The organism is Desulfosporosinus hippei DSM 8344 (genome assembly GCF_900100785.1).
Taxonomy (GTDB): Bacteria; Bacillota; Desulfitobacteriia; order Desulfitobacteriales; family Desulfitobacteriaceae; genus Desulfosporosinus; species Desulfosporosinus hippei.
Genome location: NZ_FNCP01000029.1, coordinates 41,392 through 67,062, shown reverse-complemented (window position 1 = coordinate 67,062; position 25,671 = coordinate 41,392). Strand labels below are relative to the sequence as shown.

At 42.0% G+C, this 25,671-nt stretch carries 30 protein-coding genes; 2 read left to right on the top strand and 28 right to left on the bottom strand.

From position 1 onward, the window contains the following. Positions 1 to 376: 376 nt before the first annotated feature. The gene (locus tag BLS16_RS19500; protein ID WP_176786239.1) at positions 377 to 700 is read right to left on the bottom strand and encodes a hypothetical protein; all 324 of its coding nucleotides are present in this window, start codon (positions 698 to 700) and stop codon (positions 377 to 379) included. 151 nt (positions 701 to 851) lie between these two features. Between BLS16_RS19500 and BLS16_RS19495 the strand changes: the two genes are divergently transcribed. After that, positions 852 to 2,024: an N-acetylmuramoyl-L-alanine amidase gene (locus tag BLS16_RS19495; protein WP_242876377.1), complete on the top strand. Its 1,173-nt coding sequence runs from the start codon at positions 852 to 854 to the stop codon at positions 2,022 to 2,024. Here BLS16_RS19495 and BLS16_RS19490 read toward each other — a convergent pair. The 24 genes from BLS16_RS19490 to BLS16_RS19385 form a co-directional block, all read right to left on the bottom strand. Next, complete coding sequence (locus BLS16_RS19490) at positions 2,021 to 3,607, bottom strand: peptide chain release factor 3 (RefSeq protein ID WP_092335324.1); 1,587 nt, start codon at positions 3,605 to 3,607, stop codon at positions 2,021 to 2,023. The two genes, BLS16_RS19495 and BLS16_RS19490, sit on opposite strands and share 4 nt — an antisense overlap. 147 nt (positions 3,608 to 3,754) lie before the next feature. Further along, positions 3,755 to 4,111, bottom strand: coding sequence for a hypothetical protein (locus BLS16_RS19485; RefSeq protein WP_092335328.1), 357 nt, complete (start codon positions 4,109 to 4,111; stop codon positions 3,755 to 3,757). Positions 4,112 to 4,211: 100 nt separating this feature from the next. Continuing rightward, complete coding sequence (locus BLS16_RS19480; protein WP_092335323.1) at positions 4,212 to 5,048, bottom strand: hypothetical protein; 837 nt, start codon at positions 5,046 to 5,048, stop codon at positions 4,212 to 4,214. A 197-nt stretch (positions 5,049 to 5,245) separates the two neighbouring features. Beyond that, positions 5,246 to 5,740 (bottom strand): hypothetical protein, encoded by a 495-nt coding sequence (locus BLS16_RS19475; protein ID WP_242876376.1) that lies wholly within the window; start codon positions 5,738 to 5,740, stop codon positions 5,246 to 5,248. 108 nt (positions 5,741 to 5,848) lie between these two features. After that, on the bottom strand, positions 5,849 to 6,037 hold the full coding sequence (locus tag BLS16_RS19470; protein ID WP_092335322.1) for an immunity protein: 189 nt from the start codon (positions 6,035 to 6,037) through the stop codon (positions 5,849 to 5,851). 173 nt (positions 6,038 to 6,210) lie between these two features. After that, the gene (locus tag BLS16_RS19465; RefSeq protein WP_345788545.1) at positions 6,211 to 7,275 is read right to left on the bottom strand and encodes a tetratricopeptide repeat-containing glycosyltransferase family 2 protein; all 1,065 of its coding nucleotides are present in this window, start codon (positions 7,273 to 7,275) and stop codon (positions 6,211 to 6,213) included. 212 nt (positions 7,276 to 7,487) lie between these two features. Beyond that, positions 7,488 to 9,095, bottom strand: coding sequence for a beta-propeller fold lactonase family protein (locus BLS16_RS19460; protein WP_092335321.1), 1,608 nt, complete (start codon positions 9,093 to 9,095; stop codon positions 7,488 to 7,490). Between the two features lie 208 nt (positions 9,096 to 9,303). Next, entirely contained in the window at positions 9,304 to 10,899 is a 1,596-nt protein-coding gene (locus tag BLS16_RS24435; protein ID WP_092335320.1) for a beta-propeller fold lactonase family protein, read from the bottom strand. 579 nt (positions 10,900 to 11,478) lie between these two features. Next, the gene (locus BLS16_RS19450) at positions 11,479 to 13,896 is read right to left on the bottom strand and encodes a DUF5301 domain-containing protein (RefSeq protein WP_092335319.1); all 2,418 of its coding nucleotides are present in this window, start codon (positions 13,894 to 13,896) and stop codon (positions 11,479 to 11,481) included. Positions 13,897 to 13,899: 3 nt separating this feature from the next. Then, positions 13,900 to 14,262 carry a BlaI/MecI/CopY family transcriptional regulator gene (locus tag BLS16_RS19445; protein WP_092335318.1) on the bottom strand — a complete coding sequence of 121 codons (363 nt, stop codon included), beginning with the start codon at positions 14,260 to 14,262 and terminating at the stop codon, positions 13,900 to 13,902. A gap of 93 nt (positions 14,263 to 14,355) precedes the next feature. Further along, positions 14,356 to 15,042 (bottom strand): hypothetical protein, encoded by a 687-nt coding sequence (locus BLS16_RS19440; protein ID WP_092335317.1) that lies wholly within the window; start codon positions 15,040 to 15,042, stop codon positions 14,356 to 14,358. Between the two features lie 131 nt (positions 15,043 to 15,173). Then, positions 15,174 to 16,025 (bottom strand): diaminopimelate epimerase, encoded by an 852-nt coding sequence (dapF, locus tag BLS16_RS19435; protein WP_092335316.1) that lies wholly within the window; start codon positions 16,023 to 16,025, stop codon positions 15,174 to 15,176. An 87-nt stretch (positions 16,026 to 16,112) separates the two neighbouring features. Further along, positions 16,113 to 16,652: a nitroreductase family protein gene (locus tag BLS16_RS19430; protein ID WP_092335315.1), complete on the bottom strand. Its 540-nt coding sequence runs from the start codon at positions 16,650 to 16,652 to the stop codon at positions 16,113 to 16,115. Positions 16,653 to 16,687: 35 nt separating this feature from the next. After that, positions 16,688 to 17,587, bottom strand: a complete 900-nt coding sequence (locus BLS16_RS19425; RefSeq protein WP_092335314.1) for a DUF3658 domain-containing protein — start codon at positions 17,585 to 17,587, stop codon at positions 16,688 to 16,690. 122 nt (positions 17,588 to 17,709) lie between these two features. Next, on the bottom strand, positions 17,710 to 18,012 hold the full coding sequence (locus BLS16_RS19420) for a DUF2442 domain-containing protein (RefSeq protein ID WP_092335313.1): 303 nt from the start codon (positions 18,010 to 18,012) through the stop codon (positions 17,710 to 17,712). Positions 18,013 to 18,027: 15 nt separating this feature from the next. Continuing rightward, entirely contained in the window at positions 18,028 to 18,288 is a 261-nt protein-coding gene (locus tag BLS16_RS19415) for a DUF4160 domain-containing protein (RefSeq protein WP_092335312.1), read from the bottom strand. A 483-nt stretch (positions 18,289 to 18,771) separates the two neighbouring features. After that, positions 18,772 to 19,569, bottom strand: coding sequence for a lipid II flippase Amj family protein (locus BLS16_RS19410; RefSeq protein WP_092335311.1), 798 nt, complete (start codon positions 19,567 to 19,569; stop codon positions 18,772 to 18,774). A 295-nt stretch (positions 19,570 to 19,864) separates the two neighbouring features. After that, positions 19,865 to 20,209 carry a HepT-like ribonuclease domain-containing protein gene (locus BLS16_RS19405; protein ID WP_092335310.1) on the bottom strand — a complete coding sequence of 115 codons (345 nt, stop codon included), beginning with the start codon at positions 20,207 to 20,209 and terminating at the stop codon, positions 19,865 to 19,867. Then, on the bottom strand, positions 20,206 to 20,496 hold the full coding sequence (locus BLS16_RS19400; protein ID WP_092335309.1) for a nucleotidyltransferase family protein: 291 nt from the start codon (positions 20,494 to 20,496) through the stop codon (positions 20,206 to 20,208). Before BLS16_RS19400 ends, BLS16_RS19405 begins: the two co-directional genes overlap by 4 nt. A 134-nt stretch (positions 20,497 to 20,630) precedes the next feature. Further along, positions 20,631 to 21,062, bottom strand: coding sequence for a DUF4085 family protein (locus BLS16_RS19395; RefSeq protein ID WP_242876375.1), 432 nt, complete (start codon positions 21,060 to 21,062; stop codon positions 20,631 to 20,633). Positions 21,063 to 21,096: 34 nt separating this feature from the next. Further along, positions 21,097 to 21,255 (bottom strand): hypothetical protein, encoded by a 159-nt coding sequence (locus BLS16_RS23850; protein ID WP_176786238.1) that lies wholly within the window; start codon positions 21,253 to 21,255, stop codon positions 21,097 to 21,099. Between the two features lie 33 nt (positions 21,256 to 21,288). Beyond that, a complete protein-coding gene (locus BLS16_RS19390) occupies positions 21,289 to 21,633 on the bottom strand; it encodes a PaaI family thioesterase (RefSeq protein ID WP_242876379.1) in 345 nt (114 codons plus the stop codon). An 11-nt stretch (positions 21,634 to 21,644) separates the two neighbouring features. After that, positions 21,645 to 21,785 carry a hypothetical protein gene (locus tag BLS16_RS24430; RefSeq protein ID WP_242876374.1) on the bottom strand — a complete coding sequence of 47 codons (141 nt, stop codon included), beginning with the start codon at positions 21,783 to 21,785 and terminating at the stop codon, positions 21,645 to 21,647. A gap of 263 nt (positions 21,786 to 22,048) precedes the next feature. Next, entirely contained in the window at positions 22,049 to 22,840 is a 792-nt protein-coding gene (locus BLS16_RS19385) for a DUF3102 domain-containing protein (protein WP_092335307.1), read from the bottom strand. Positions 22,841 to 23,035: 195 nt separating this feature from the next. Between BLS16_RS19385 and BLS16_RS19380 the strand changes: the two genes are divergently transcribed. After that, positions 23,036 to 23,260 carry a DUF1659 domain-containing protein gene (locus BLS16_RS19380; protein WP_092335306.1) on the top strand — a complete coding sequence of 75 codons (225 nt, stop codon included), beginning with the start codon at positions 23,036 to 23,038 and terminating at the stop codon, positions 23,258 to 23,260. Positions 23,261 to 23,382: 122 nt separating this feature from the next. Here the strand turns inward: BLS16_RS19380 and BLS16_RS19375 are convergent, their stop codons facing one another. Genes BLS16_RS19375 through BLS16_RS19365 form a run of 3 tightly spaced genes read right to left on the bottom strand, consistent with a single transcriptional unit; the run spans position 23,383 to position 25,669 of the window. After that, complete coding sequence (locus BLS16_RS19375; protein ID WP_092335305.1) at positions 23,383 to 24,162, bottom strand: formate dehydrogenase accessory protein FdhE domain-containing protein; 780 nt, start codon at positions 24,160 to 24,162, stop codon at positions 23,383 to 23,385. A gap of 23 nt (positions 24,163 to 24,185) precedes the next feature. After that, positions 24,186 to 24,887 (bottom strand): formate dehydrogenase subunit gamma, encoded by a 702-nt coding sequence (locus BLS16_RS19370; protein ID WP_092335304.1) that lies wholly within the window; start codon positions 24,885 to 24,887, stop codon positions 24,186 to 24,188. After that, complete coding sequence (locus BLS16_RS19365) at positions 24,887 to 25,669, bottom strand: 4Fe-4S dicluster domain-containing protein (protein WP_092335303.1); 783 nt, start codon at positions 25,667 to 25,669, stop codon at positions 24,887 to 24,889. The genes BLS16_RS19370 and BLS16_RS19365 overlap by 1 nt, the downstream gene beginning before the upstream one ends. Between the last annotated feature and the right edge of the window lie 2 nt (positions 25,670 to 25,671).

Sequence of the window (25,671 nt, the reverse complement as noted above, 5' to 3'; positions counted from 1 at the left end):
ACTTCTCATTAGAAGAAGATGATTGACTCATGATTTATTTTGAAACTCTTGCGAGTTTCTCTCATTGGCTGTCCTTGTTGTTTAGTTTTCAAAGACCATGTTTTTGTTTTGACCCGTTTGGGCCGTTTCAACTTGCGTTGTCAATACTTTTTTGCGATTAGTGGGAGCAAGTAGCCCCTTCCTAACCTTTCAGCACCTCATTTGTGGCGCTCAGTTATAATAGCATTATCGCTATTCCCTGTCAACTAGTATTTTCTAAGTTTTTATTTTCTATGCATCTCTTATGCATAATATATGATTTGATTAAAATTTGAACTCTGAGTTAAGTAATTACCTTTTTAGTACACCATAGATTATGCCGCTATAGACTAAAGGGTTACAACTTTTTAGCAGAATATATTATAATCCACCGACTTACAGCTATATCATGCAAAAGGCAGTTACTTACAGACATGGATTTTTTCCAAGTTCTGTTCCACTTAGCTCCCAGCCATTGACCAGAAAAATAGGCACTTCCTAAGAGAAGAACCGTAGATAATCCCCATCCAATTCCCAAGTGTATACGAAAAAACGCCATAACCAGTACCGGAAAATGAACAGCGAAAAACCACTGACGAGATAGTCTCTTAACGTTCTCTCTCCAATACCCAAAAGGGATATTTAATACTATCACCAAAAACAGCAACCATCCCCAAACCATTTCCACACCCCTTTTCACTACTCTAAACAATAATAAAAGCAAGTGTTTTACAAACTTTTCTCAAATTATGTTTACGAAACACATTCTTACAATATACATAATGAGATAACTCTAGTGAGAGGAGTGTGCTGAAAGATTGTTTAATCGACCGATGATTGTATTTATTGGCAAGCCCTTTATTATTACGGGTATCATTGCGTTAATCATTTTATTGATGGGAGCCGGCACATTAAAATTAACGTCCGTATTTTCTTCCAATTTAAAGGATAAAGTTATTGTGATAGACCCGGGACATGGAGGAGCTGACCCTGGGGCCCAGAATTCAGGACTTAAAGAAAAAGATATAAATCTAGATATTTCGTTACGCCTAGGTAAAGTTTTAGAGTCTAAGGGGTGTAAAGTTATTCTAACGCGAGAAACAGATAAAGATTATTTTCTCCCGGGCTTTGTCAAAGGACGAATGGCTAAAAGAGCAGAGCTCAACCAAAGAATTCAAATTGCCTCAGAAAATAATGCGGATCTATTTATTAGTATTCATGCAAACAGCTTTCCTCAACGAAATTCTTATGGAATGGAAACCTATTACCATCTGAAATCTTCATCCGGAAAAGCGCTAGCCGAAGTAATTCACGAGCAGCTCAACCAAGTTCAACCTGACAATAAACGTAGAGCCAAAGCAGGAGATTACTATTTAATTAACCAAGCTGAAATGCCTTCGGTCATAGTTGAGGTCGGATTTATATCCAACGCTCGAGAAAGGAAACTATTATCCTCCGATGACTACCGCAATCAAGTGGCTAATGCTATCGGAACAGGGGTAGAGAAATATTTTGATGCCTATCCACAGGGAGTACGAGAAAATTTACCCACTGTTGCCCAAGAAGTTCCTCCTATGATTAGTGAAAACTCATATAAACTCTACTTTTCAGATGATAATTTAGATAGTCTTGTGCCTGAAATACGTCATATAAATCGATCCGAATGGTCTCGACTTGATCTTTCGCAAAAAACGAGCCTTGTCATGAGTAAGCTCATACAAGGCCCAGTTTCCAGTAAATTATCACCGACTATTGCTCCAACCACTAAATTAATTTCCGTAACAACTCAGAATGGCTTAGCGACAATCAACTTTAGTGAAGAGATTAGAGATGATTTTGCAGGGGGTGCATCTGGGGAAAATATGACCATTCGATCGATCATCTGGTCTGTGACACAAATCCCAGGTATCACCGGAGTTCGCATTCTTGTTAATGGAGAATTTGGCGACTCTATTGGCGGTCATATTCTTTTAGATCGCACCTTTACTACTCAATTTGGAGTCTAAAAGGGTTGATTATAAAATTTAATTTCATAACGTTCGCTTAACCAATTTGCTTTCCATTGATCTAATAACAACACGGCATAGTTATCATCTTTATCCATCACTACAGTGCTCATGCTTGACTCTGTAAGCAGTTTAACAGTCTTCTCGTCCTTTTCAACCCAGCGCACAATTTCAAAGGGCAGGTGTTGAATATTGACGTTTACCCCATACTCTTCACGCAACCTGTATTCTAAAACTTCAAACTGCAATTGGCCTACTACACCAACAATCGGAGCTTCTACCCCCACGTGGAGATCACGGAACACATGGATTGCGCCCTCTTCTTGCAGTTCCTGAATTCCTTTAATAAATTGCTTGCGCTTCAAGGCATTGGCAATATTTATCCGAGCAAAGTTTTCAGGACTAAAAAATGGCATTGCTTCGAATTGAAGTCCATCCTTTTCAGTAAGGACATCCCCAATCCTCAGAAGCCCGCTATCATGTACCCCGATAATGTCGCCGGCAAAGGCTTCATCGAGAATCGTTCTTTCTTGGGCGAACAACTGTTGAGGTTGGGCGAGTCGAAGACGACGGTGAGAGCGAGTGTGAATCACATTCATCCCCCGCTCATAGCGACCGGTACAGATACGGATAAAAGCAATTCGATCCCGATGCTGGGAATTCATGTTAGCTTGAATTTTGAAGATATACCCAGAAAAACTCGGTGTTTCAGGATCTAGCTCTCCTAAATTTGTATTTCTGGGTTGTGGTGCCGGAGCCAGTTCCAAGAAATATTGCAGAAAATTAGGCACACCAAAGTTATTTAGGGCACTGCCGAAAAATACCGGTGTCACTTCTCCACGATCTACCCGATCTTGAGAAAAGTCATTTCCTGCTAAATCCAGGAGTTCAATCTCCTCGGTTAATTGTTTGACAAGACCTTCTCCAATACCATCCTGCACCAAGGGATCACTAAAAACACCCGATATAGGTGGCTTAGCGCTGGATCTTGCACTTCCCTCAACAAAACGTTCCACTTGTCCGGTTTTGCGGTCATAAATCCCCTTAAAATCTTGACCCATACCGATGGGCCAATTCATAGCATAAGATTCAATTCCCAGTACCTTTTCTACTTCATCCATCAAATCAAGTGGATCCTTAGCATTACGGTCAAATTTATTGATAAAGGTAAAAATCGGAATCCCACGCTGACGGCAGACCTCAAATAGTTTCTTGGTCTGGGTCTCAACCCCTTTTGCTGCGTCAATCAGCATCACAGCACTATCCGCCGCTGTCAGAGTTCGGTAGGTATCCTCACTAAAATCCTGGTGCCCAGGTGTATCAAGGATATTAATAACAAATCCTTGATACTTAAATTGCAGGGCACTGGACGTAATGGAAATCCCACGCTGTCTCTCAAGTTCCATCCAATCCGAAGTAGCATAGCGTTCCGCTTTCCTTGCTTTTACCGAACCGGCTTCACGAATTGCCCCTCCAAAAAGAAGCAGCTTTTCGGTTAAGGTAGTTTTTCCTGCATCCGGATGGGAAATAATCGCAAAGGTTTTACGAGAATTAATTTCTGATTTTAAATCCGTGTGACTCAATGTTTTAACTCCTTAAACTAATCTTTTGTCATAAATCATATTCTAACGTTCAATTGTTTTTCAATTAGTATAAGAGTTAATTATACACGATATTCTATATATCCTCAATTGGCAGGTTATATGAGAAAAATACCCTTTTCAGGGCTTTTATGTCTCAATAACGGCTACAGGCTCAAAATCCTTAAGCTTGCAGACCTCTTTGAAATAGACCAGCAGGATGAAGACATCCCGCGGCTCCTCAAATTCTTCCACATGTTCGATGTTGATTTGTTTCCCTGCGAAGAATGCCTTCAGATCCAGGTCCTTGTTATCTTCCTGTCCAATCAGTGCACTATATTCATTTACCAGCTCCTGCAATTTGTTTTGATTTTCATCATTGACCTCCACATCCGGAAAGAGGTAATTGCTGGAGTTTTCCCCGAAGCAAAACATCTCTTTAATGGTTGATTCCCCTTCCGCAGCAGCCTCTTCTTCAGGTCTTAACATAATATATTTCTTCGACATCCTACTATCCTTTCCGGAGGCTGAGCCTCCATGTTCTGAAATATTCCCAGATCCGATATGAATTCTAAGTGACATTTGGAAATTCCCTCATTTTACTATACTATACTTTATTTTTACAAATACATGTGAACCTCATATCATATTTACAGTCAGGCTTAAAAGGCCATAATAATTTGAACTCCGAACTAATATTTATCAAACCACTTTCCAATCTTAATTCTAAGTCATTTTCAGCTTGAATAGCCCCTTCAATTCCACCATACTGTCCTTCTATCCCCATCTCATATCCAATAAATGATTTATCTTCAGTGCTTTCTATGACTGCAGCATTAAGCTTTTTTGCAATAATTTCATTCATCTTTTTCATCTTGTCGAGAGCCAGATTATCTGTCTTCCCAGTTATTTGTAGGCATATTGACCAAATCTGCTGCAAATAAACATTTATCTGACTATGGACTCCTATTAATACACTATTTTTATATGCATCTTTTCCGAAAACTAATGGATATTTGTCAATTTTATCAGTTAGATTATCGAGAAGACTTAATATTTTTCGTCGACTATTTAAATTATTCGTACTAGTAAAAAAGAATTTCCTTACTAAATATTCATAATCTCTATATTCGATATCCTCTATACCCAAAAAGTCACAAGCTATCAATTCGATTTTGTTGCTATTTTCTAATGAATACTGGTTTATACCCTCTTTCATAGAAGACATATCTATATCAATTAAAATTACTTTTTTAAATTTAGATTCAAGTATGCTCAAATCAATATCATTACATTTACCTGCACCAAATATTGCAATACTTTCAAAGTCTGTAGTATTAGAAATAATATATTCTGTTACTTGATATCTATAACTACTCCATTCTTTGTAAGCTTCGGCAATTATTTGCGACTTCTTTAACTCATCAAAAAAGTTAAGGTCCATTAAAGCTCACCCCTACATTAAGTTATCATTTCAAAATATTATAACACGGTGAAAATGGCCTGTTCATGTTTCTTTTCACCATGTGAATATTCAAACTCATTACGCACTACTTAAATTAACCCTTTCCATTGGTACTTTTATGCTTAACCTCGGTTTATCCATGCTTCCGATTATGCGTCTAATCTCTTTGATCAGGTTTATATCAACTCCACCGTTACATCTTCGCGTCTTTTTTCATAAAACATCATGTGCCACTCCACACCGTCCATCGGCTCAAAGTGCAGTGCGGAGCAGGCTGCATGGAGCTTGCTCTGGCCGCTGCCGCCGAAAATGATGGCAGTCGAACCACCTGCTCCACCAATGAGAGTGATGGAAATGCTGCCCGATGCCTGGGGCTCATTGGCATTGGTGCGCTTCAGCCGAGGTTGGTCGGAAGGAAGGCAATCAGTGACGGTAAATGCACCATCAGGCAGATCCGGCGAGAGCGTATAGCTCATCACACTCTTTGATATATGCAAAGGGGTGCTCCATAGGCGTGAGCAACAGCTTCTCTCGAATAGCATCCAGCACAGCTTGCTGTTCATCGGTAAGAGGATGTCCTGCAGGAAGGAATCAAACTGCGCCTGCTCCCAACAGTATATCTGCGATAAATTCAAGTGTTTAAAAGTATCTTCAATCTGTCTCTTACACAAAATAAATGCAGGATTATCACCACCCTAAATAACTGCGTAGCAACTCTTTCAATTAAGAAAGTAAGGTATAGCATTTTATAATCCTATTACATAACTGAAAATAAGTCGCTAACTATTGATATCATTATTACTTTTATATAGTTCGAGAAAGAGATTGGTTTGTTCAATTCGCTGTTTATCCAACTCTATTTTTTCCTTCATAAATCTCATTACATTAACAAAAAAGTAGACTGCAAATATACCCGCAAAAAATGGAAGTAGTGCATTGAGGACTACAAATAATGTGAAACCACTCATTTAAGCACTCCCTTTCAAATATTAAATTAAATTTAATTTAATATTCTAGCAATATTCCAATAAACCTCCAATCAATTAGCCATAATATAACTGGAAAAGCAATACCAAAAAAGTAATCTTAAAAGAGGATTAATTTAATTTTTAAATCGATAACGAATCTATGGCATTCAGTGTTATTTCTTATTAATGATTTCCTCGACAAGTTTTACATTGCTGATGATGCTTTGGTCAGTTGGTCGATAAGACAAGGCGATTTTATTGTGATGGTAAGACAGTTCGTATTCCCCCAATTGGTAATAGCAAAGGCCGAGCTGCATATGCGGCAGCCACGTGCGACTGGCGTGGTTCTGAATGGCCCAAAGGTTGTTCGTCGCCGATAACTCGGTGGCGAGTTTGTACCAGAAGGCGGCTTGAGAGAATTGGCTTTTCTCGAGAAAATAATAACCTAAACGACAACAAAACTCTGAACGAGGCGTATCGTATTCCATCGACCTAAAGATATACTCCCGTTCTTTCTTTCGATTCTCAAGGTAATGATAACAGTCTGCCAGCTTACTGCAACCATAGATACGGTCTTCATCCGAAATTTCCTTCATCTCCATAAATTGGAGATAGAACTCTATGGCTTTTTGGTACGATCGGTGCTGATGGAGCTCCATGGCGTAGTGTAGCATATCTCGTGGAGCAAATTCCTTACCTTGGGCAATTAGTCTTTCGTAAATTTTTATATTTCGGTCAGGGTCGTAAGAAGCATGGTTCTTTCTGTGGGTCACTACGATATCGCTGTCATAACATGTTCCATCTTTGATCACTAAATCTTCATGGACGACACCTTTCCACGGATAGTTCTTTGCTCGTTTCACCAGTCTTGTACGCCGAACCTTTAGGGTTACATTCCCCTGGTCATCAAAATCACAGTGATACATCATGGATACAGCATCCAACTCAGGAGACATGAATTGCTTCAAACGGGATAGTTTCTGGCTGTCTTCGGGCAACAAGATATCGTCTGCATCAAGCCACAGGATGTAATCCATAGTGGCATTAGAGAAGGAGAAGTTCCGAGCAGCCGCAAAATCGTCAATCCAGGCAAAGTCGAGGACGTTTGTGGTCCACTTGCCCGCTATTTCCTTGGTCCGGTCTGTCGATCCCGTATCCACAATGATGACTTCGTCCACGACGTCACCAACCGATTGCAAGCATCGATCGAGTGTATCTTCTTCGTTTTTCACAATCATACATAAAGTGATGGTAATCATTTGGTTACCTCTCATTTTTATCATTGTTCCTTCTGCTCTATATGCTTAAAGACTGCATGATGCGACTGACACCGTTCTTCAAAGTTAAAAGGAAAATGGACAGCAACCATAGTAGAAAGGTAGAGCTGCTGTCCCACTTCCTGCAATAACGAGGATGATATTATTGAGCTCTTTGATCACAATAATTCTTATTAAGGATTTATACCTACGCCAGCTGGGTTAATTCCTACCGCAACGGTGGCTATGACGGTATTTGAAAGCCCGCTAATGACCGAGACATTGCTGCTAAAGCTGGCAAAGTTTGACACGAAAATCTCATTCGTTAAAGAATTTACTCCTATGCCTTCGGGGTTAGTTCCTACTGTGACGGTAGCTATGACGTCATTGGAAAACCCATCAATGACCGAGACATTACTGCTAATGTTTGAAACGTAAATTCGGTTCGTTGTTGGATTTACACCTACGGCAATTGGGTTAGTTCCTACCGCAACAGTGGCTATGACGGTATTAGACGATCCATCAATAATCGAGACATTGTCAGGACCGAAGTTTGCTACATAAATTCCGTTAGTTAAAGGATTCACGCCTACGCCGAATGGCAAATTACCTACGGTAACAGTCGCTATGACGGTATTGGTAAGCCCATTAATGACCGAGACATTGTCACTGCTATTGTTTGCCACGTAAATTCGGTTTGTTATCGGATTCACACCTACGCCTTCTGGTACTGAACCTACCGTAACAGTGGCTATGACGGTATTGGTGACTCCGTCAATGACCGAGACATTATCACTGCTAACGTTTGAAACGTAAATTCGGTTCGTTGTTGGATTTACACCTACATTAATCGGTTCCAAACCTACCGGAATAGAGGCTATGACGGTATCGGAAAGCCCGCTAATGACCGATACACTGTTACTGGCAATGTTTGCCACGTAAATTTGGTTCGTTGTTGGATTTACACCTACGCCTGCCGGGCCAATACCTACCGTTACCGTGGCTATGACGGTATTGGTGTCCCCATCAATGATCGAAACATTGTCAAAGTTTTGGTTCGCCACGTAAATTCGATTAACGGAGGTAGGGAACGGGGAACCGGTAGCCCCGGTTGTGCCCATAGCCCCAGCAGTTCCTGTTGCGCCGGTAGAGCCGTTAGCCCCAGTTGTGCCGGTTGCCCCAGCAGTTCCTGTTGCACCGGTAGAGCCGGTGGCCCCGGTTATGCCTATAGCCCCAGCAGTTCCTGTTGCGCCCGTAGAGCCGGTGGCCCCAGTTATGCCTATAGCCCCAGCAGTTCCTGTTACGCCCGTAGAGCCGGTAGCCCCGGTTGTGCCCATAGCCCCAGCAGTTCCTGTTGCGCCACTAAAGCCGGTTGCGCCGTTTGCCCCAGCAGCTCCTGTTGCGCCTGTAGAGCCGGTAGCCCCAGTTGTGCCGGTTGCCCCGGTTATTCCTTGAGAACCAATTGGATTAAGTTCTGCCGGTAACACGCGGTGAGCTGCGGTCAAAACCCCAGCAGCATTTTTCCCCCAAGCGGAGATCTCTACAGCATCCGAGCTGGTTGCAAACTGGAATTCAAACTCATCAAATTGCGCGAAATAGGTTCTTGCTGCTACCTCCCCAGGCACCATGTTTAACGTCTCCAAGACATAAGGTGTCTTCGTTGTCCCTGTTACGTAAAACCCTTGAATTTGAATAGAAGCAGCAATAGAGTCATCATTGGTAATTTTCACTGTTAGCGTTATAGTGGGCCTTACCCCGGCAACCAGTGTATTTTCAATTAATCCGGTAGTTGATGAAGTCATAGATCTGTCTCCTTATATATAATTTTTTCAGTATTGCTAATGCTCTAGAAATCAAAATAATTGTCTCTACTGTATGATGCGACTGAACCCATTCTTTATTGTTAAAAGGGAAGGGACAGCAACCATAGTAGAAAGGTGAGCTGCTGTCCCATTTCCTGCAATAACGAGGATGATATTATTGAGCTAGTTGATCACGATAATTCTATTATTAAGGATTTACACCTATGCCTTGTGGGCTAGATCCTACCGTAATGGTGGCTATGACGGTATCGGAAAGCCCGCTAATGACCGAAACATTGTCACTGCCAGTATTTTCCACGTAAATCTCGTTCGTTAAAGGATTTACACCTACGCCTTGTGGGATAGATCCTACCGTTATGGTGGCTATGACGGTATTGGAAAGCCCGCTAATGACTGAGACATCTTCACTAGAAGCATTTACCACATAAATCTTATTCGTTAAAGAATTTACACCTATGCCTAGTGGGCCAGATCCTACCGCAACCGTGGCTATGACGGTGTTGGACGGTCCATCAATAATCGAGACATTATTGCTGATTTGGTTTACCACATAAATTCCGTTAGTTAAAGGATTTACGCCTACGCCGAATGGGTTAGTACCCACTGGAACAGTTGCTATGACGGTATTGGTAAGCCCATCAATGACCGAGACATTGCTACTGCTACGGTTTGAAACGTATATTCGGTTCGTGATGGGACTCACACCCACACCTTCTGGGTTAGAACCTACTGTAACAGTGGCTATGACGGTATTATTGCCCCCATCAATGACCGAGACATCGCCACTAGAAGTATTTGCTACGTAAATTCTGTTCGTTATAGGGTTTGCATTAATGCCTTGTACGCCTTGTGGGTCAGTACCTACTGGAACAGTCGCTATGACGGTATTGGTTAGCCCATTAATGACTGAAACATTGTCCGAACCTGAGTTTGCTACATAAATTCTGTTCGTTATCCGATTCGCGCTTACACCTATTGGGGCAGCACCTACCATCACGGTAGCTATGACGCCATTGGTGTTTCCGTCAATGACCGAGACATTGTTACTAAATTGGTTTGCCACGTAAATTCGATTAACTGAAGTAGGAAACAGAGAACCAGTAGCCCCGGTTGCCCCAGCAGTTCCCGTTGCGCCAGTAGAGCCGGTTGCGCCGGTTGCCCCAGTAGTTCCTGTTGCGCCACTAGCGCCGGTTGCGCCGGTTGCCCCAGTAGTTCCTGTTGCGCCACTAGCGCCGGTTGCGCCGGTTGCCCCAGCAGTTCCTGTTGCGCTACTAGCGCCGGTTGCACCGGTTGCCCCAGCAGTTCCTGTTGCGCCACTAGAGCCGGTTGTGCCGGTTGCCCCAGCAGTTCCTGTTGCGCCACTAGAGCCGGTTGTGCCGGTTGCCCCGGTTTCACCAGTAGCGCCAGTCGTTCCTGTTGCTCCGGTTATTCCTTGAGAACCAATTGGATTAAGTTCTGCCGGTAACACGCGGTGAGCTGCGGTCAAAACCCCAGCAGCATTTTTCCCCCAAGCGGAGATCTCTACAGCATCCGAGCTGGTTGCAAACTGGAATTCAAACTCATCAAATTGCGCGAAATAGGTTCTTGCTGCTACCTCCCCAGGCACCATGTTTAACGTCTCCAAGACATAAAGTGTCTTCGTAGTCACTGTTACGTAAAACCCTTGAATTTGAATAGAAGCAGCAATAGAGTCATCATTGGTAATTTTCACTGTAAGCGTTATAGTGGGCCTTACCCCGGCAACCGGTGTGTTTTCAATTAATCCGGTAGTTGATGAAGTCATAGACCTGTCTCCTTATATATAATTTTTGTATAGTCTGCTGTTATTTGGCTGACCTTTTACTACATCTCCATGAGCTATATAGAGATTATTACAGCAAGCTTTGAACTAGGAGCAAACACCTCATAGTTATATGCTGCTATATGATACGGAACTAGTACACATCGTGTTACCTTGTTCTTGTAATAATTAGGGAAGTCTAAGGCCTATAGACAAAAAAGGGAGGATGTCTCAAACTATTTTGAGACATCCTCGGATGGGCTTCGCTACTATATACCCCAGCGTTCTTTGGACAGCTGGCGATTCTGTCACTACAGTAATTGCAGGACTCAAAGTTAACTAAGTAAATTATTAATTAAATGAGCTTCCCATTATCCACTTTTATCTTTACCCTCGGTTTATCGATGCTTCCAATTATACTTGTAATCTCTTAGATCAGCTCCACCCTAACATCTTCGCATCTTTTTCCATGAAACACCGTGCGCCATTCATATCCGCCGTCAATATCATAAATTTCATCATAGAGCCACCATGTATGTTCTAATGAAGCATTTTACCCGGAACATTCATCCGTCGTTTCTCTTAAGTGATAGGAATTAATTCCGCCGGTTTTTGATAACGGGACTGATGGAGAAAAACGCCGGAACGGTTATGCCTTTGCAAATGCTCCGTTAAGTTTTCCCGCTGCAGCTTAATGATATCGCTGTAATCCCCGTAGTGAGTGAGTATCTGTTCCGCCAGCCCTTCAATGGGTTTTCCTGAGACGGGCATGACACAATATTCTCTAATGGAAGAGCTATAGTAAGCCCCGTCTTTTGCCTGTTCATAGCTTTCCAGAGTATACCTCCCGTCAGAGCCTTCTCGATAGGTGATGGCCGCCGGAATAATCCCTCCTCCTTCTTCGCTCAGAACATTGTCATACAAGCGATAGCTTTGCGCAAAGGTTGTCACAAAAACCTTGAGTTTGCCGTCTTCCCGATAGCTGGCAAAGATATGGGGGGCCACAACGCAAAATCCGCCTTCTCGTCCCCTATGCTTTTGGACTTCCGTCTGATAGACGAGCTGGGCCACGGGATCATTCCCTTGATAGGCAAAGTCGGGCAAGCTGACTTCCCGACGAACCTGAAGCCGACTGTACCATTCCTGAGGGGATAAGGTTTCATCGCTGACATTATTTCTCACCCCCAACAATTCCTTACCAAGCCTCATCAGGATTTGCCCCCGCAGTCCCTCGGCATTTCCTGCTTCAAACTGGGCTAAAACATAGGGCAAGGCATCCTCACCCCCATATTTGAGGATACTCTCATAAGCCAGATCGTGAGCTTTGATATAATCGTCAGGATTAGAGGACTGCCGGGGGGAGGACATGATAGTCTGCAGATTGTCTTCAATAAGTTGGGCGATTTTCTGAGTCTGGGCTTCTGACGTAGACTCTTTTGCTGATTCCTGACTGCTGCCAGTGGGCTTATGGGCAAAAGTTAGGGCTCCCCTATAGGATTCTTCCGAAATCTCCCTGATAAACAGGTAAGGCTGCTCACAATAAGACTTGCCGTCTTTTTGGTAGAGATAATATACTTCCTTGCCTAGCTCAATAACCCGGTAATCCTTTTCCTCAGGGAAATCCTGAACACTCTGTCGGTTGATTTTCTTTCCTTCCAGCAGGGCTTGGGCAACCACCTCCGGGATTTGGTAGCTGCGGGAAGCCCACAGGCCATAGACCTGCTCGTATTGCTCCGGAGGAATTGTGTAGACGCGATAATCCCCGTCACCGGCCAGCATCGCCAGTCCTTTTTCCGAATCATAAAAATTGAGCAGCTGCGGTTCAGGGCCATCGTTCAGATAGATGGTTAAAGTCGGGCTCAGTTCGTAGGAAGAGCTGACCTGCTTTTCCGTCCAGCTGTGAGAGGCGCCGGTCAGCCATTCTCCAAACTCTTCCCCCGTTATCAGAGAGGCTCCCCGGCCATGAACTCTGATGATGAGCTGCTCCTGTGCCACCGAAAGCTTGGCCGCATTGTTAATAGTTAAATTTGCCATAGCGGATTGAGAATTTTCCGGATTGGAGATTAAACCCAGAGAAAGGATTAAAATCCCTGCCGCCCCGGCGAGGATTCCCCAAAAAGTGGGCCGCTTATAGTTCAGGACATTTTTGATCCGGCTTTTAGCACTGCTTTCGCCAAAGGCCAGAGGGCTGCCAACCGTCATCTTGTGACTGAGAGCCAGGGCTAAAAGGGAGCGGCTGTAGTCCTGCTTGATTCCCTGGCCCATTTCCTTAAGAACCTGCTCGTCACAAGACATTTCCATATCTTTGGTCATCAGGATAAAACTCAGCCAGACCAGGGGATTGAACCAGTGAAGACAGAGCACAAAATAAGCCAAGGGCTTAAGCAGATAATCATAACGTCGAATATGTATTTCCTCATGCTTAAGGATATAGCTTTTTTCCCCTTCGGAAAAGCCCGGTGGCAAATAGATCATAGGCTTAAGAAAGCCTAACACAAACGGAGACCGGATGGAGTGACACTCCCAAATATTATCTCTAACAAGTATCGCCTGGCTGACCTTTCCTTTCAGCAGTCCATAGGAAATCAGGCTATAGGCAAATAAGCTGAGAAAGCCCAACACCCAGACCAGGGAAGCCACAAAAATAATAATCTGCAGAGGGTTGGCACCGGTCATGGGGGTTGCCCCAAGCAGAGAGGATGTAACGACCTGGCTGACATAACCGACTCCTAAATCGACTTGAGGCTGTGCCATCATGCCAATACCGGCCGGAATATGTTCCATGGTATCCTTTTTCATAAAGCTAAAAAAACTCCAGGCAAAGGAGAAGGAAACGGGACTGATTAAGCGAAACAGCACCACTCCCCACAAGCAATAGGAGAAAATTTTGGAGGTTTTCTGTAACAATAACCGGGCCAGCAAAACAAAGAGGATGGCATAGCCGGCGGTAATGCTCATGTTTAGAACAGCCAAGAATGCATCCTGCAGGAATTGCTCCATAGCCTACTCCTCCTTATAGCTGTCGATGAGCTTCTTGAGCTGCTCAGCCTCTTGCCGGCTTAATTTTTTATCATTCATGAATGCTGTGATAAAGCCGGGCAAAGAGCCGCCAAAGGTGCGGTTAATCAACTGTTCGCTTTCAAACTTCTGTACTTGGGCTTGGGGGACAAGGGCGGTCACCAGGGCATTTTCGTTTTTTAGAATCCTCCGCTCACAGAGCTTTTTCAGGACAGTATAGGTGGTGGACTTTTTCCAGCCCAGCTGTTGTTCGCAGAGAGTTACCAACTCGCCGGAGCCAAGGGGTTCATTTTGCCAAACAATGGCAGCAAAACGATATTCACTTTCACAGAGTTTAAGCTGGTTCAAGGTAAACGCCTCCTTCGGGTCTATAGTTATAGACTTTTTAATTAGTCTATAACTATAGACCCGAATTGTCAATGAGAAGGTACTGGTTGAAGGTTAATGTGATTCAAATAGTGAATATCCTTCAATCTTATTATTAGCTTTTATTGTCACACTTAAATCAGACCTCCCCCCAATTTTAGGCGAATTTATAGGTTGAGCAACGGATTCATCATATTTAGTAACGTTAATATATTCATTGTATTTTTTTTCGATATCCTTAATAAATTCCTTGGAGTAGCTGGTTTTTATCCCCCAACCATAATAATCAGCAGCTTCTCCATTTGTATTATAATCTTTTCCAAGTGTTGTAGGTTCTCCAAGAAGGCTGATTATCTTTTCAAGAGAATTACATTCAAACACAGAGTATAATTCTTCTTCACTAAGTTCAAGCGTGTATGGAGACTCGAAACTAACAAGTTTATTCAATACTCTCGATCCCTTGTTTCTATCATGGAAAATGCTTACATAACCGTAAGTATAAGACCATGTTTCAAAAAAATCACCAATATTTTTGCTTTTCTTATTAAGAAGATTGTCTATTTCCTCTACTGTTGTATCATTTTCTATATGGTTATAGGCTTTATAAATGCTCGATCTTTTCATTTCTTCCAAGGAAAGTTTCTGTCTTAACAGTGCTTTTGTACTAATCTTAATTTCAAACAAATCATAATTTAGACCTTTTAAAACCGTTAATAGATATACCATCACTAAACAAACAATTAAGATATCTCTTTTTTTCAAGACTACCTCCCCTTTTAATCACATTAGAATGTCTTGCAACAGGAAGAATGCCCAATATCATTTTATAATCAACTAACCTTTGCAATAGGAATTAAAAATTGATGCTAGCTCTTTTTACAAACGTAACACCTTTACTCCAAACGCTGCCACATTCCGTCTGAAAATGTACCGCTTGCGACACTCGAAACCGTACCGGTCATGTGAACGTGTCCGTCAGTATTAATGTCTATGTCAATGACTCCGCCAGGCATATGTACCTTCACTTGATTATCAACTAAACCTAACTTATAGGCAGCGCTTGCTGCCGCACAGCTACTACTGCCAGATGCCAAAGTATAACCTGCTCCCCGTTCCCAAATCTCAATTCGAATATTATTTCTATCAAGAACCTTTAGAAACTGTACATTTATCCTATTTGGGAACATGGGATGGTTCTCAATAACTGGCCCCCATTGTTTTGCTAGCTCCTCAGAAATTATATCCATGGGTAACACGCAGTGTGGGTTACCTATCGAGAGACAGGTAATTCTGAACGAACCCTTTTCCAAATCTAAGACTTCATCAATAACCTGGCAGGATAGTCCTGCCACAGGGATGGATTCACTCAAAAATGTTACAGTCCCCATGTCAACTCTAATTAATTCACCTTTTCGGTCTAGTATGGTAACAAGCACTTCCCCTCCCAAGGTGTCCAAAGTGAAACTACTCGTATTGATATAACCCTGATCAAAAAGATAACTTGAAAAGATCCGAATTCCGTTTCCGCTTTTCTCGGCTTCACTACCGTCAGGATTTAAAATTCTTAGCTTTATGCAACCGCCATCAAGGATTGGTCCATACAAAATCCCGTCCGATCCTATTCCAAAATTCCGATGACAAATTAATTGGATATTTTCCATTGTTAGATTAAGCCTTGTTTTATTAGGGTCGATAACTATATAGTCGTTACCTAACGCATGATATTTTACATAATCTACTTTCATCTATTAACCCTCCTCAATAGGCTACAATATCTTCTTTTTATTGGGTGCACGTTATAGTTAACACCTGCATAAAACCGTTATTTAAATTCACCAAACCTCCAGGTGTATTATCTCCTCGAGCTTTTTTCTGGGACGTGCCTTGGGAATTTCATTTGCATAACCAAGAGTAACGATACTCACAACGTATTTGTCGGGGGGAATATTTAAAATCGGCCTTATTTCTTCTTGTGTAAACCAGGCAACCCAACATGTACCTAATCCTAAATTTTCAGCTTCGAGCACCATATGCTCTATGGCAATTGAGGTATCCCTTATTATCTGTTTAACTTCCTCCTGTGGACTGGCTTCATCTATTGAAATTGTCACATTATCTTTTATCCTAGAACGAATATCTGCAACACATACGATAAAAACTGGGGCCGAGAGCATCCAGCTCTGATGATGGGAAACTTCAGCTAGTTTTTGTCTGTTATGTTTCGACTTTACTATAACAAAATGCACCGGCTGTGTATTATCTCCGGATGGAGCAAGCCTAGCGCTCTCAAGTATTAGAATTATTTTATCATCTTCAACTGTCTTATCCTTATAGCTTCTTATACTTCTGCGCGTTTTGATCGGCTCAATCATATTTTTTCTCCTTTAAATCTTCTCTCTGGCTTCACCTAAATTGGCGTTGATTTCTCTACTTTTCTTAAAATTTTTCCGTATGGATGAGATGCATCGTTATCTGCAACAATTTCTAATTGATTATTAGCAATCATCATTTCAATGCGCAATGCATACCAACCGTCTCCAACTCCTAACTGATATTTCCCCAAAATAGTCCCAATAAGGTGACCCATAACAAAATTACGATCCGGAACATTTTTTATAATGATATGGTCGTAAAAATCTTCCGGAACAGAAATCAACCTACCGTTGACTAAAGCCCTCAATGGTGTATTTTCAGCTTTTAGATCATTCCAAAGACTGCTTTGCCATTGTTTTTCAATATTGGTCATTTCACGCGCCAAAGGCAAGAAACTATAAAACTGCTCTGGTGAAACTTCTGCCCAATCAGTACAAGACTGTATCGTGTCGTCTGAAACCTCCCAATAATCAGGTAGTGAAATTATACTCATTTTGCATTCTATGTTTCGTAAAGCATCACAGATAAAAGCAAAAGCACAAGCCGAAAATGGTGTATTGCTTTTCCAAACTCGTATGGTTTCTCCGTTTTTTGCGGTGATAATTAATTTCTCAAAATCTTCACGCTGCGAGCTGAAGAATCGTGCTATTTGTTTATTTCCAATTTTTACAGACCCAAACACTCTGATAAATTCATTTTTTCGTTCTTCACTGTCAATTTCGCTGGCAATATCCCCTATATCTAGGTTAAAGCCAATGTAGACGACATCCCTGCCAATGGCTTTACCTTCAAAATATTTCGGGTTTTCTAACTCTTTTTTGGATGGGCTCTTACCTATATATCCCATAGCATTGCTATGCACATTTTCTTGGTTGTAGTGTTTTGCCATTTTCATAGCACCTTTGGCGCTATCGCTAAATACAACTTCGAGCATATATTGACCACCTTGTCTGATAATTTTCCGGGGGAAAGTAGAAGTGATACTTTACTCTTGAACATTTAAATATTTCTCTTACACATGTGCTATGCTAAAAAGAAAGGCTGACAAAAACCTTGTCAACCTTTTACTTGTATCGAGTCGTCTAAATTAGGTTCCATAACTTCGGGACATGTATTATAAAGTTCTTCCGGATCAAGATCTAGGCATTCAGTTGGATCAAACTTCCCCACAAGATCCCAGGCTAATGTATGGTTCAAAACTGTACATGTGCCTTTAAAAACGCTTACATCTTGGAGTTTCTGAAATACTCCCTTGGTTATTAAATTGGATGCATTAAATAGTTTTATCTTCCCATCTTCAAAATAGACATATACTCTAAAATCGTTAGTTGGTACAACCTGTACAACTCTAAGGAACATAATAAAACCTCCTTATTATATAAGAGGATTAATCTTTTGAATGTTTTGATGTTCTTTTGCTGCTTCCCAATTTCTTATCAATTCATCTTTATGAATCTCACACCATGCAAGAACCAGTTTTAGCTGCTTTGATGGGAATATCCCCTTTAATACAGAACCATTGACTATATCTACAAGTATCTTATGATCACCATATTCGGCATGGAAATGTGAAGGCATGTGGTCATTCCAATACATCAATATCTTTATTCCGTAAAATTCTGAAACTATAGGCATTACCGATCACCTCTTCTTAGACTTTCACTATTCATTATAAACGCTCAAAACTCCTTTGCAAATATTTCCACAAAATCAGCCCCGAAAATCCGATTTGATTTAACGTCCCGAGGGTTTGCGACGTCGGGTTACTACCTTCATATTCTCTCCGATGTTGCAAACCCTCGGGTGTACTAAACCGCTGCGCGGTGGCTTTTCTTAAACACCAACTACCTATCTATGATATCATCATTTCTGGATAATTCTACTAAATTCAGGAAGAATGATTTTTTATGTCTCACAACGCCCGACCTCTGTCAACTCATCTACAATAGATGAAATTCAAATGGAACTCCGAGGGTATTCTCCTTAAACTCAGCAGCACTATCTCTCGCAATTGAGAGTTCTCGAAAAGTTCACTTGCAAGTCTGCCCCTCAGATTACCCCTGGCGAGCTTAAACAGTTCCTTCATTTCCGTATTAAATGGCATCAGTTACAGCAATGTCAATATTTCCCGTAAAAACTAGCTATAACTTTTGCAGCTGGCAAAAACATTATCTGTCCAAGTAACGTGCCAATTAGTTTGGTTGCAATGAGTAAAACTACTAGGGCCTTTACATCCTCGTAGGGTCTGTTTCCTCTTAACGCCTGGTCAGTGATCATAGCGGATTTGGGGTCAATGAACAAGGTTAATAAAATTGTAGCTAGTCCATTGATCATTCCCGATGAACCAACAGCTGCTATCCTCTGGTGCTCAGTAACCAATATTGCAGAATAGTTCGCAGCAAGAACCCCTACTGTATAAATTCCTGTAACCAATGCATTGATGATAAGCAGTCTCTTAGGAATTTCGCGATACCTAAGTCGCTGCAACATCGTTTTCGTTGGTCTGGTTGCACTTTTCATCATTCGCTTGATGTTACTTACATGCAATGCTTCGACCACTAAAGACGGAATGGATCCAGTGGTTTCCAGCCGTTTTACTGCAACATCAAATACTCTGAGAAATGTTGGAATCAGAAGAATACCAAATAATGAACCTATTGTTGAAGCTAATATCACCTTACGCATGTCATTAATTGGGTCAATACCATGGAAAATACTTACACCGATAATGCTGCCAATTAATGGGGCCTGAAACGTATTGGCAGTACGTGAGACAAGTACAAATAGGTTGAACAAAGAAAATGACAAGGCAAATTGTCCGTTTTTTACCGAGTTCAGCCTAACCGAGTAAGAAAGGGTATCTATAAGGTGGATTACAAAAGTTAAGACCATTAATTCTAGTAGAACTTTTTCCACTGAACACTTCCCTTCTCCGAAAGGACGATTTCATCGTCACCTCCCGTGAATTTCCCGAAGTCTGGTTATTACTTGCATTTACTCTCAGATTTTAGGAACACTCTGTAAGCGATGAACCATCTCCCATATTCAAAGACAAAGAAATACTTTAAATTCTTTTCGTCCGCGCCAAGGATGGCTCGTCCTTTGCGCGATATGTCGTAGAACGTCCCGAGGGTTTGCGACGTCGGGCAAATACATGCATATTCTCCCCAATGTCGCAAACCCTCTAGAAGTTATGTGAAGTCCCCGTTTCCTATTTTAGCTCATTTAACATCTTGATTATCATTGGCTTTGTTGTAGGCAAATCAGTCTTAATTATCTCCCATACTATCTCTGAATCGACTCCAAAATACTCGTGTATTAAAATGTTCCTCAATCCTATCATGCTCTTCCAAGATACATCTGGATAGTAGCCAGCTATCTCTTCCGGAATACTCTTTGAAGCCTCCCCGATAACCTCCAAATTACGAATAACCGCATCAAAAACTAAGCTATTCTTCGTAAACTCTTGATACGATAATTTCCCAACATATTGTTCAATCTTCCCCATACAATCAATTATATCTTCTAAATACATAACATAATTTCTCTTGTTCATTGGTACGATACCTCTTTAAGGATCTGCTCCTTAATTTGTGGTTTAAGTGCATTTGGAGTAACTAGATCTACTTTTCTGTTAAGGATTTCTTCTAAATAAAGTTTCAGATCAATAAACTTAAGCCCTACTGGTTCAGAGAACTCAACGATTAGATCAATATCACTATCTTCTTTCTGCTCGTTGCGCCCATACGAACCGAACACCCCTATCTTCTTAACAGAATATCGCTCTTCAAGTATAGGCTTATATTCTCTTAGCCTTGCTTCAAGCACATTCTTATCAAACATAGATATCACATCCTTTATAAAGGAATTCTTCACGAAACTAGCTTTTCCTTCAAGCTATAAACCATTCACTAAAATTATATACATAAAATGGGATTTAGCATAACGTCCCCTCAAACCTCTAAGGACATAGATGCTTAACATTTCTTTATTAATACATCCTCGGCCACAACTCTCAATTCGTGTAAAGTTAGAAATCCTTTAGATGACTGCAGCAATACTCGAAAATCAAATGCACCTTTTTCAGATAGATGTACTTCGTTATTAATCCAACAATCACCAATAATTTCATCTGGCTTTTCATGTAACTTAACCCCGACAAATGTTAAAGAATAACTATCTATATACTCAAGTTCTAGATCTAAACTATCATTATTTAACCTTAATGCTGAAATTTTAGCATCGTGAAAATTATAGTTCTCAAGCATATTTACAACATTTCGGGGTAATTCTTTCTTTATTGTTTCATAATATTTCTGATACTCTTTGAAAGCATATTCAGATCCAATCCTTACACACTCGCGCCATTCTTTAATTTCTTTTAACAAATTAGGATGAGATAATTTCAAGAATGGTTTGATAGTCTCATCATAGATACTCCCTCTAATCGATTCGGGTAAGTATTTTCAGCATTAATGGATTTCTTCTTAAGAATCTTTGCCAGTATTCTTTAATAATTTGATAATCTTTTTCGTCTTCTGGATATACAAGGTTAGCCATTACCTGAAGTTTTTCATAACTTTCTTTTGTGAAGAATTTCATTGTTTATCCCCTCTTCAATCTTGAAGACAAATTTCATCCCACTTTAAAAATCAGGCAGGTGCTCACCCCATGAGCATATAAATCATCATTTCCGCCCTTAATGCGGCCTTCTACAGTGGCTAGTTTTCGTCCTATATGGATGATCCTAGCCTCACAGCGTATTAGTTTGCTTTCAACACTAACCGGTTTGATAAAATTCACTTTAATCTCAACTGTCGAGCAGGTTATGTTCTGTGGGAGGGTTGTAAGCACCGCGGCAGTCATTGTGGTATCCAGCAGCGTGGAAAGAATTCCCCCATGAACTGTGGCAAAAGGATTATAGTGGTACTCTCCAGGATGAAGTTCAAATGCCGCAAAGCCATGGTCGACGTCTTTGATCTGGTACCCGATCAGTTCTCAACCGGAGGCGGGCTGATTTTACCGTCCCTTATCGCCCTCAGATAATCCAGTCCAGAAAGGGATGACACCGCATCCCTTTTGTTTATTTGTGGATCCTCCCAGACGATGGTCCGCTTTCTTTCCATATCCATAAAAACCTCTTTCATGGACAAAATCAAAAATCAGTTTTCTCATTTTGTCGATTTGCTATGGTTTTTTTTGGACAACTAAATGAGTCAACGATTATTTCTTTCCCATTTAAGGAAAATTGAGTTAATTTAGTATACTCCATAATGTCATTCCAGTCATTAAAGTTATGTGCAGCACAAAAAGGAGTCGGCCCTATATTCTAGACACTCAAGTCCGTCCAATACAGAACCCGCCTCCTAAGAAACTCTTTTCAAGTGAGGATAATTTACCACCTTTCATGGGTGGCATAGGTTTCAACCGTCTTCATATTCGTCGTGGGAACTGGCGGCCACTCTTTAAGCCTTTCCACCATATATTCTGCCAGCCCACTCGCATCTTTACTGCATTTCTCCTTCACCGCCGGATCAAGTCTGGCCAGCTGGCCAAGGGCTTCCAACAGTTCCTGGAATTTATCGGCGATAGTTTGGCAGCAAGCGGTGCATCTTTCTTCATACTTCGTAGTAAAGCTTGGGGAGGCTGCAGTTTTTGGCCTGCTTGTTGGCTTTTCAGTTTTTTTGACGGTTTGATATTCTATTTTTAAATCCCCGGGATGATTGGACAGGGGCGAGACTTGAGCCTGCTCTTTCTCCGGAGGGGTTGGGTTCTGTTTTTTGAGAGCCCGATCCAAATCCCGGGTAGTCATATTCTTAACATCATGCTCCAGGATAAATTTCTCCCGCTCATCTTCCGGGATTCCCAGCAGGATGATGGCCTGGTAGTAGGTCAAATTCGTCTGCGCCGACGAATTTGACCTGTCGCTCTCATTGGCGGCTGCAAATAGTTTATCTCCATATTCTTCAAAGAGCTGCATCAGCCTGTTGGCTGTGCGCTGGGAATAGCTCACTGATTCCACCAGCCATTTTCCCCATTCTCCATGGGGGAGCAAGTCTTTGGCCTCCTTCAGGCGCTTGCCGATCTCCAGGGCATTGGTAAGCATGATTTTACAAGTCTCTTGTTTGATCTTATTAATTTCAGCCGCGATTACCAGCGGATTACGTTCTGTGCTGAGTTCGTTCATTTTGATTCCCGCCTTTTTAATAGCTTTAATACAGCATACGTAGACGGGTCTCGTATGGTGAAGGCTTGGCAATGTCTACAGCCGAGACTTTAAGAGTTCTGACTGAGATTGTAACCCCCCGGGGTACAACCTCATAGAATATAGGGACATGCCGGGACAGCCGGTTTGTCAAAAAGATCAGAAAGGAAGATAAAAATGCCCATTATATCCGAATCTTTGAATTCCGCACTGATAGCAATTTATCAAACCGGATCGACTCCCACCGGAACCCCGGTAACCAGGCAAAAAAGCCTGAGCTATGTGCGATCCGATGCCACCGAAGCAGCCCTTTACGATGTGGCTCAGGCCTTATTCAGCCTGTCACAGCAGTCATTGCTGGACGTACAGTTAAGAAAAAATTTCCGGCTGATAGAGGAGTAACCGTTTATAATTGCCGGTCAAGTCTTACTTGGCCGGCAATTCCGGGCTGAGTCTCAGTTCAACTACTGCTGAAAGGTAAATTTGTTTTCCTGCTCAAGACTAAGTCGGAAATTTTCTTTAACTTACTGGACCTTACCCATTAATTGAGCATGGTCAGCCAACCATTTTTCTGCCGCGTAATCCAGAGGGAGAGTTCTGATGTTTTCCCAATCCAGATCCTCTACATTCTTTACGCGTAAATCATATTCTTTAAAATACTGCCCACAAGCTTGGCAGATAACCACCTCCAGCCTAGGGTACTCCTCAGACTTAAGATAGTTCAATTTTGAAGCTTCCTGAATTCCACAGCGAATGCAACCAACGCGCTTTGCTAACCATTCATGTCCGCAGGTCGAACAATGTAAGAATCGTTTACCAATCGGTGAAGAAAGAACTGATACGGCGGTTAACTCTCCACAGATCGGACAACCCATACTTTGATTGGCAGCCAGTCCAACATAATCATTGACTTGGTTATCCCCCAAATTATTTTTGGTAATGACTATCGTCTCGCGGAACAGCTGTGCTACACCAGATAAGGCAAGCTGAAGACGGCTTAAAAGCTCTGTGTTTGGGACAAGTTGAAAGGTTTTGAACCTGTGCCAAGCTTCTAATAACTCAGGCTCTGTGAGCATAATATTACTGGCTCGATTTAACCTTTGACATAATTCTAGAATTGCTTCCTCAGGTAGTTCATTAATCGGGTAGTACGGAGGTGCCTGAGCTGGGCTGAGCTTTTCGATCCAGAAAGAACCTCGCTCGGCTTGCCATTGCTTGACTTCTTGCTTAAGGAGGGTATAGGTCTGAAAGGCGTTGTCCATCGTACTTTCTCCTGACGGTTTCATAGTAATGTTGTTGTTCATAATGGATCTCTCCTCCTCATCTATCAGAGATTCTGCTGCTCATTTTTTAGTCGTTCATACCACTGAGCATGATGTGCCTTAGCAAACTTTTTGGATACATAACCATTGAGCATGCCAGACATAGCGACTCTGGAATCCGGATGTAAGAGGCCTAAGTATATATGTCCGATGACAGCGGCGGTCATGACAAACACTGAAAGATCATGCACCGGATAAGCCCACCGAACTAAGCTGGGCGGAAAATGTGGTGCCCACCACATGACAACCCCACTAAGAGTCACGAATATGGTACCAAAGATGGTGATCAAGGAATTAATTTTTTCTCCCCCATTGTACTTGTCTTGAGCCGGATAGTTGCCATGCCCGCCGAAGAATTCCTTAGGGAAGGCACTAACATGCTTCAAATCTGATTTTGTAAAGTTAAAGGTGAATTTTAACCATCGCCAATGAAATCTTGGGTTTCCGACAAAGAAAAGCAATCCTACTACCACCACAAAGAAAACAGCTGATATTCGGTGAATCACCTGAGCAACATGAATTCCCCCGACAATAGCCATGGCAGGCTGAAATAAAGAACTGTAAACTCCCAGTCCGGTAAAAAGCAAAACAAAGAAAGAAACGGCATGAACCCAATGACTCAGGCGTTCACCTTTACTAAATCGCAAAACCTGGTCTCCAACAATTCTTGGGGGTGCTTGATTTCCTGCTTCAGCTTTAGGAGCCATTAGTCTTTCCCTCCTTCTTTATAATTTCCCCTCCAGAGGTTAGCAAAAACTCCGAGGACTACTGCCGCTGCCGCGCCACCCACTGCCACACTCCCTACCGGACGCACCACATCTTTCCAGAGGGTTAGCGACAGAGGAACCGTTGGGTTAGCTGGGAGACCGTAAACCTCAGGACTGTCCAGCAACAAATAGAGATAGGTCAGGCCCCCCATTTCCTTTTCCCCATAGAGCTGGGCCTTAGGATGGGTCTTTTGAACCTCGGCAAGTCGCTTCTTTGCTTGGGCAAGGATTGCATCACGTTCTCCAAAAGCCAAGGCACCCGGTTGACAGGTCTGCACACAAGCCGGCAACAAATTATTTTCAACCCGATCAATACACCCCGTACATTTGGAGGATTTTTTCTTGATCGGGTCGACCTTCGGTACCCCAAAGGGACAGTTCTCCACACAATAACCACAGCCGATACATTTATCCTGATTAATCACCACATACCCGGATTCCGTCTGAGTAATCGCAGCGGAAGAACAGGCCTTCAGACAAGCAGGGTCTGCGCAGTGGAAGCATTGGGCCTTGCGCATTAACCAATTCATTGTTTGGTTTTCATACTTTTCAATAAAGGTCATGTACGTCCAGGTATTCGTAGTAAAATTCTTTTGAGTTTGATAACTGGTGAGCAGCTGGGTTTTCTCCGCCGGAAGCTCGTTCCATTCCTTACAAGCCACAGAGCAAGCTTTGCACCCAGTACATTTAGAAGTGTCGACAAAAACCATTTTTTTCGTCATGG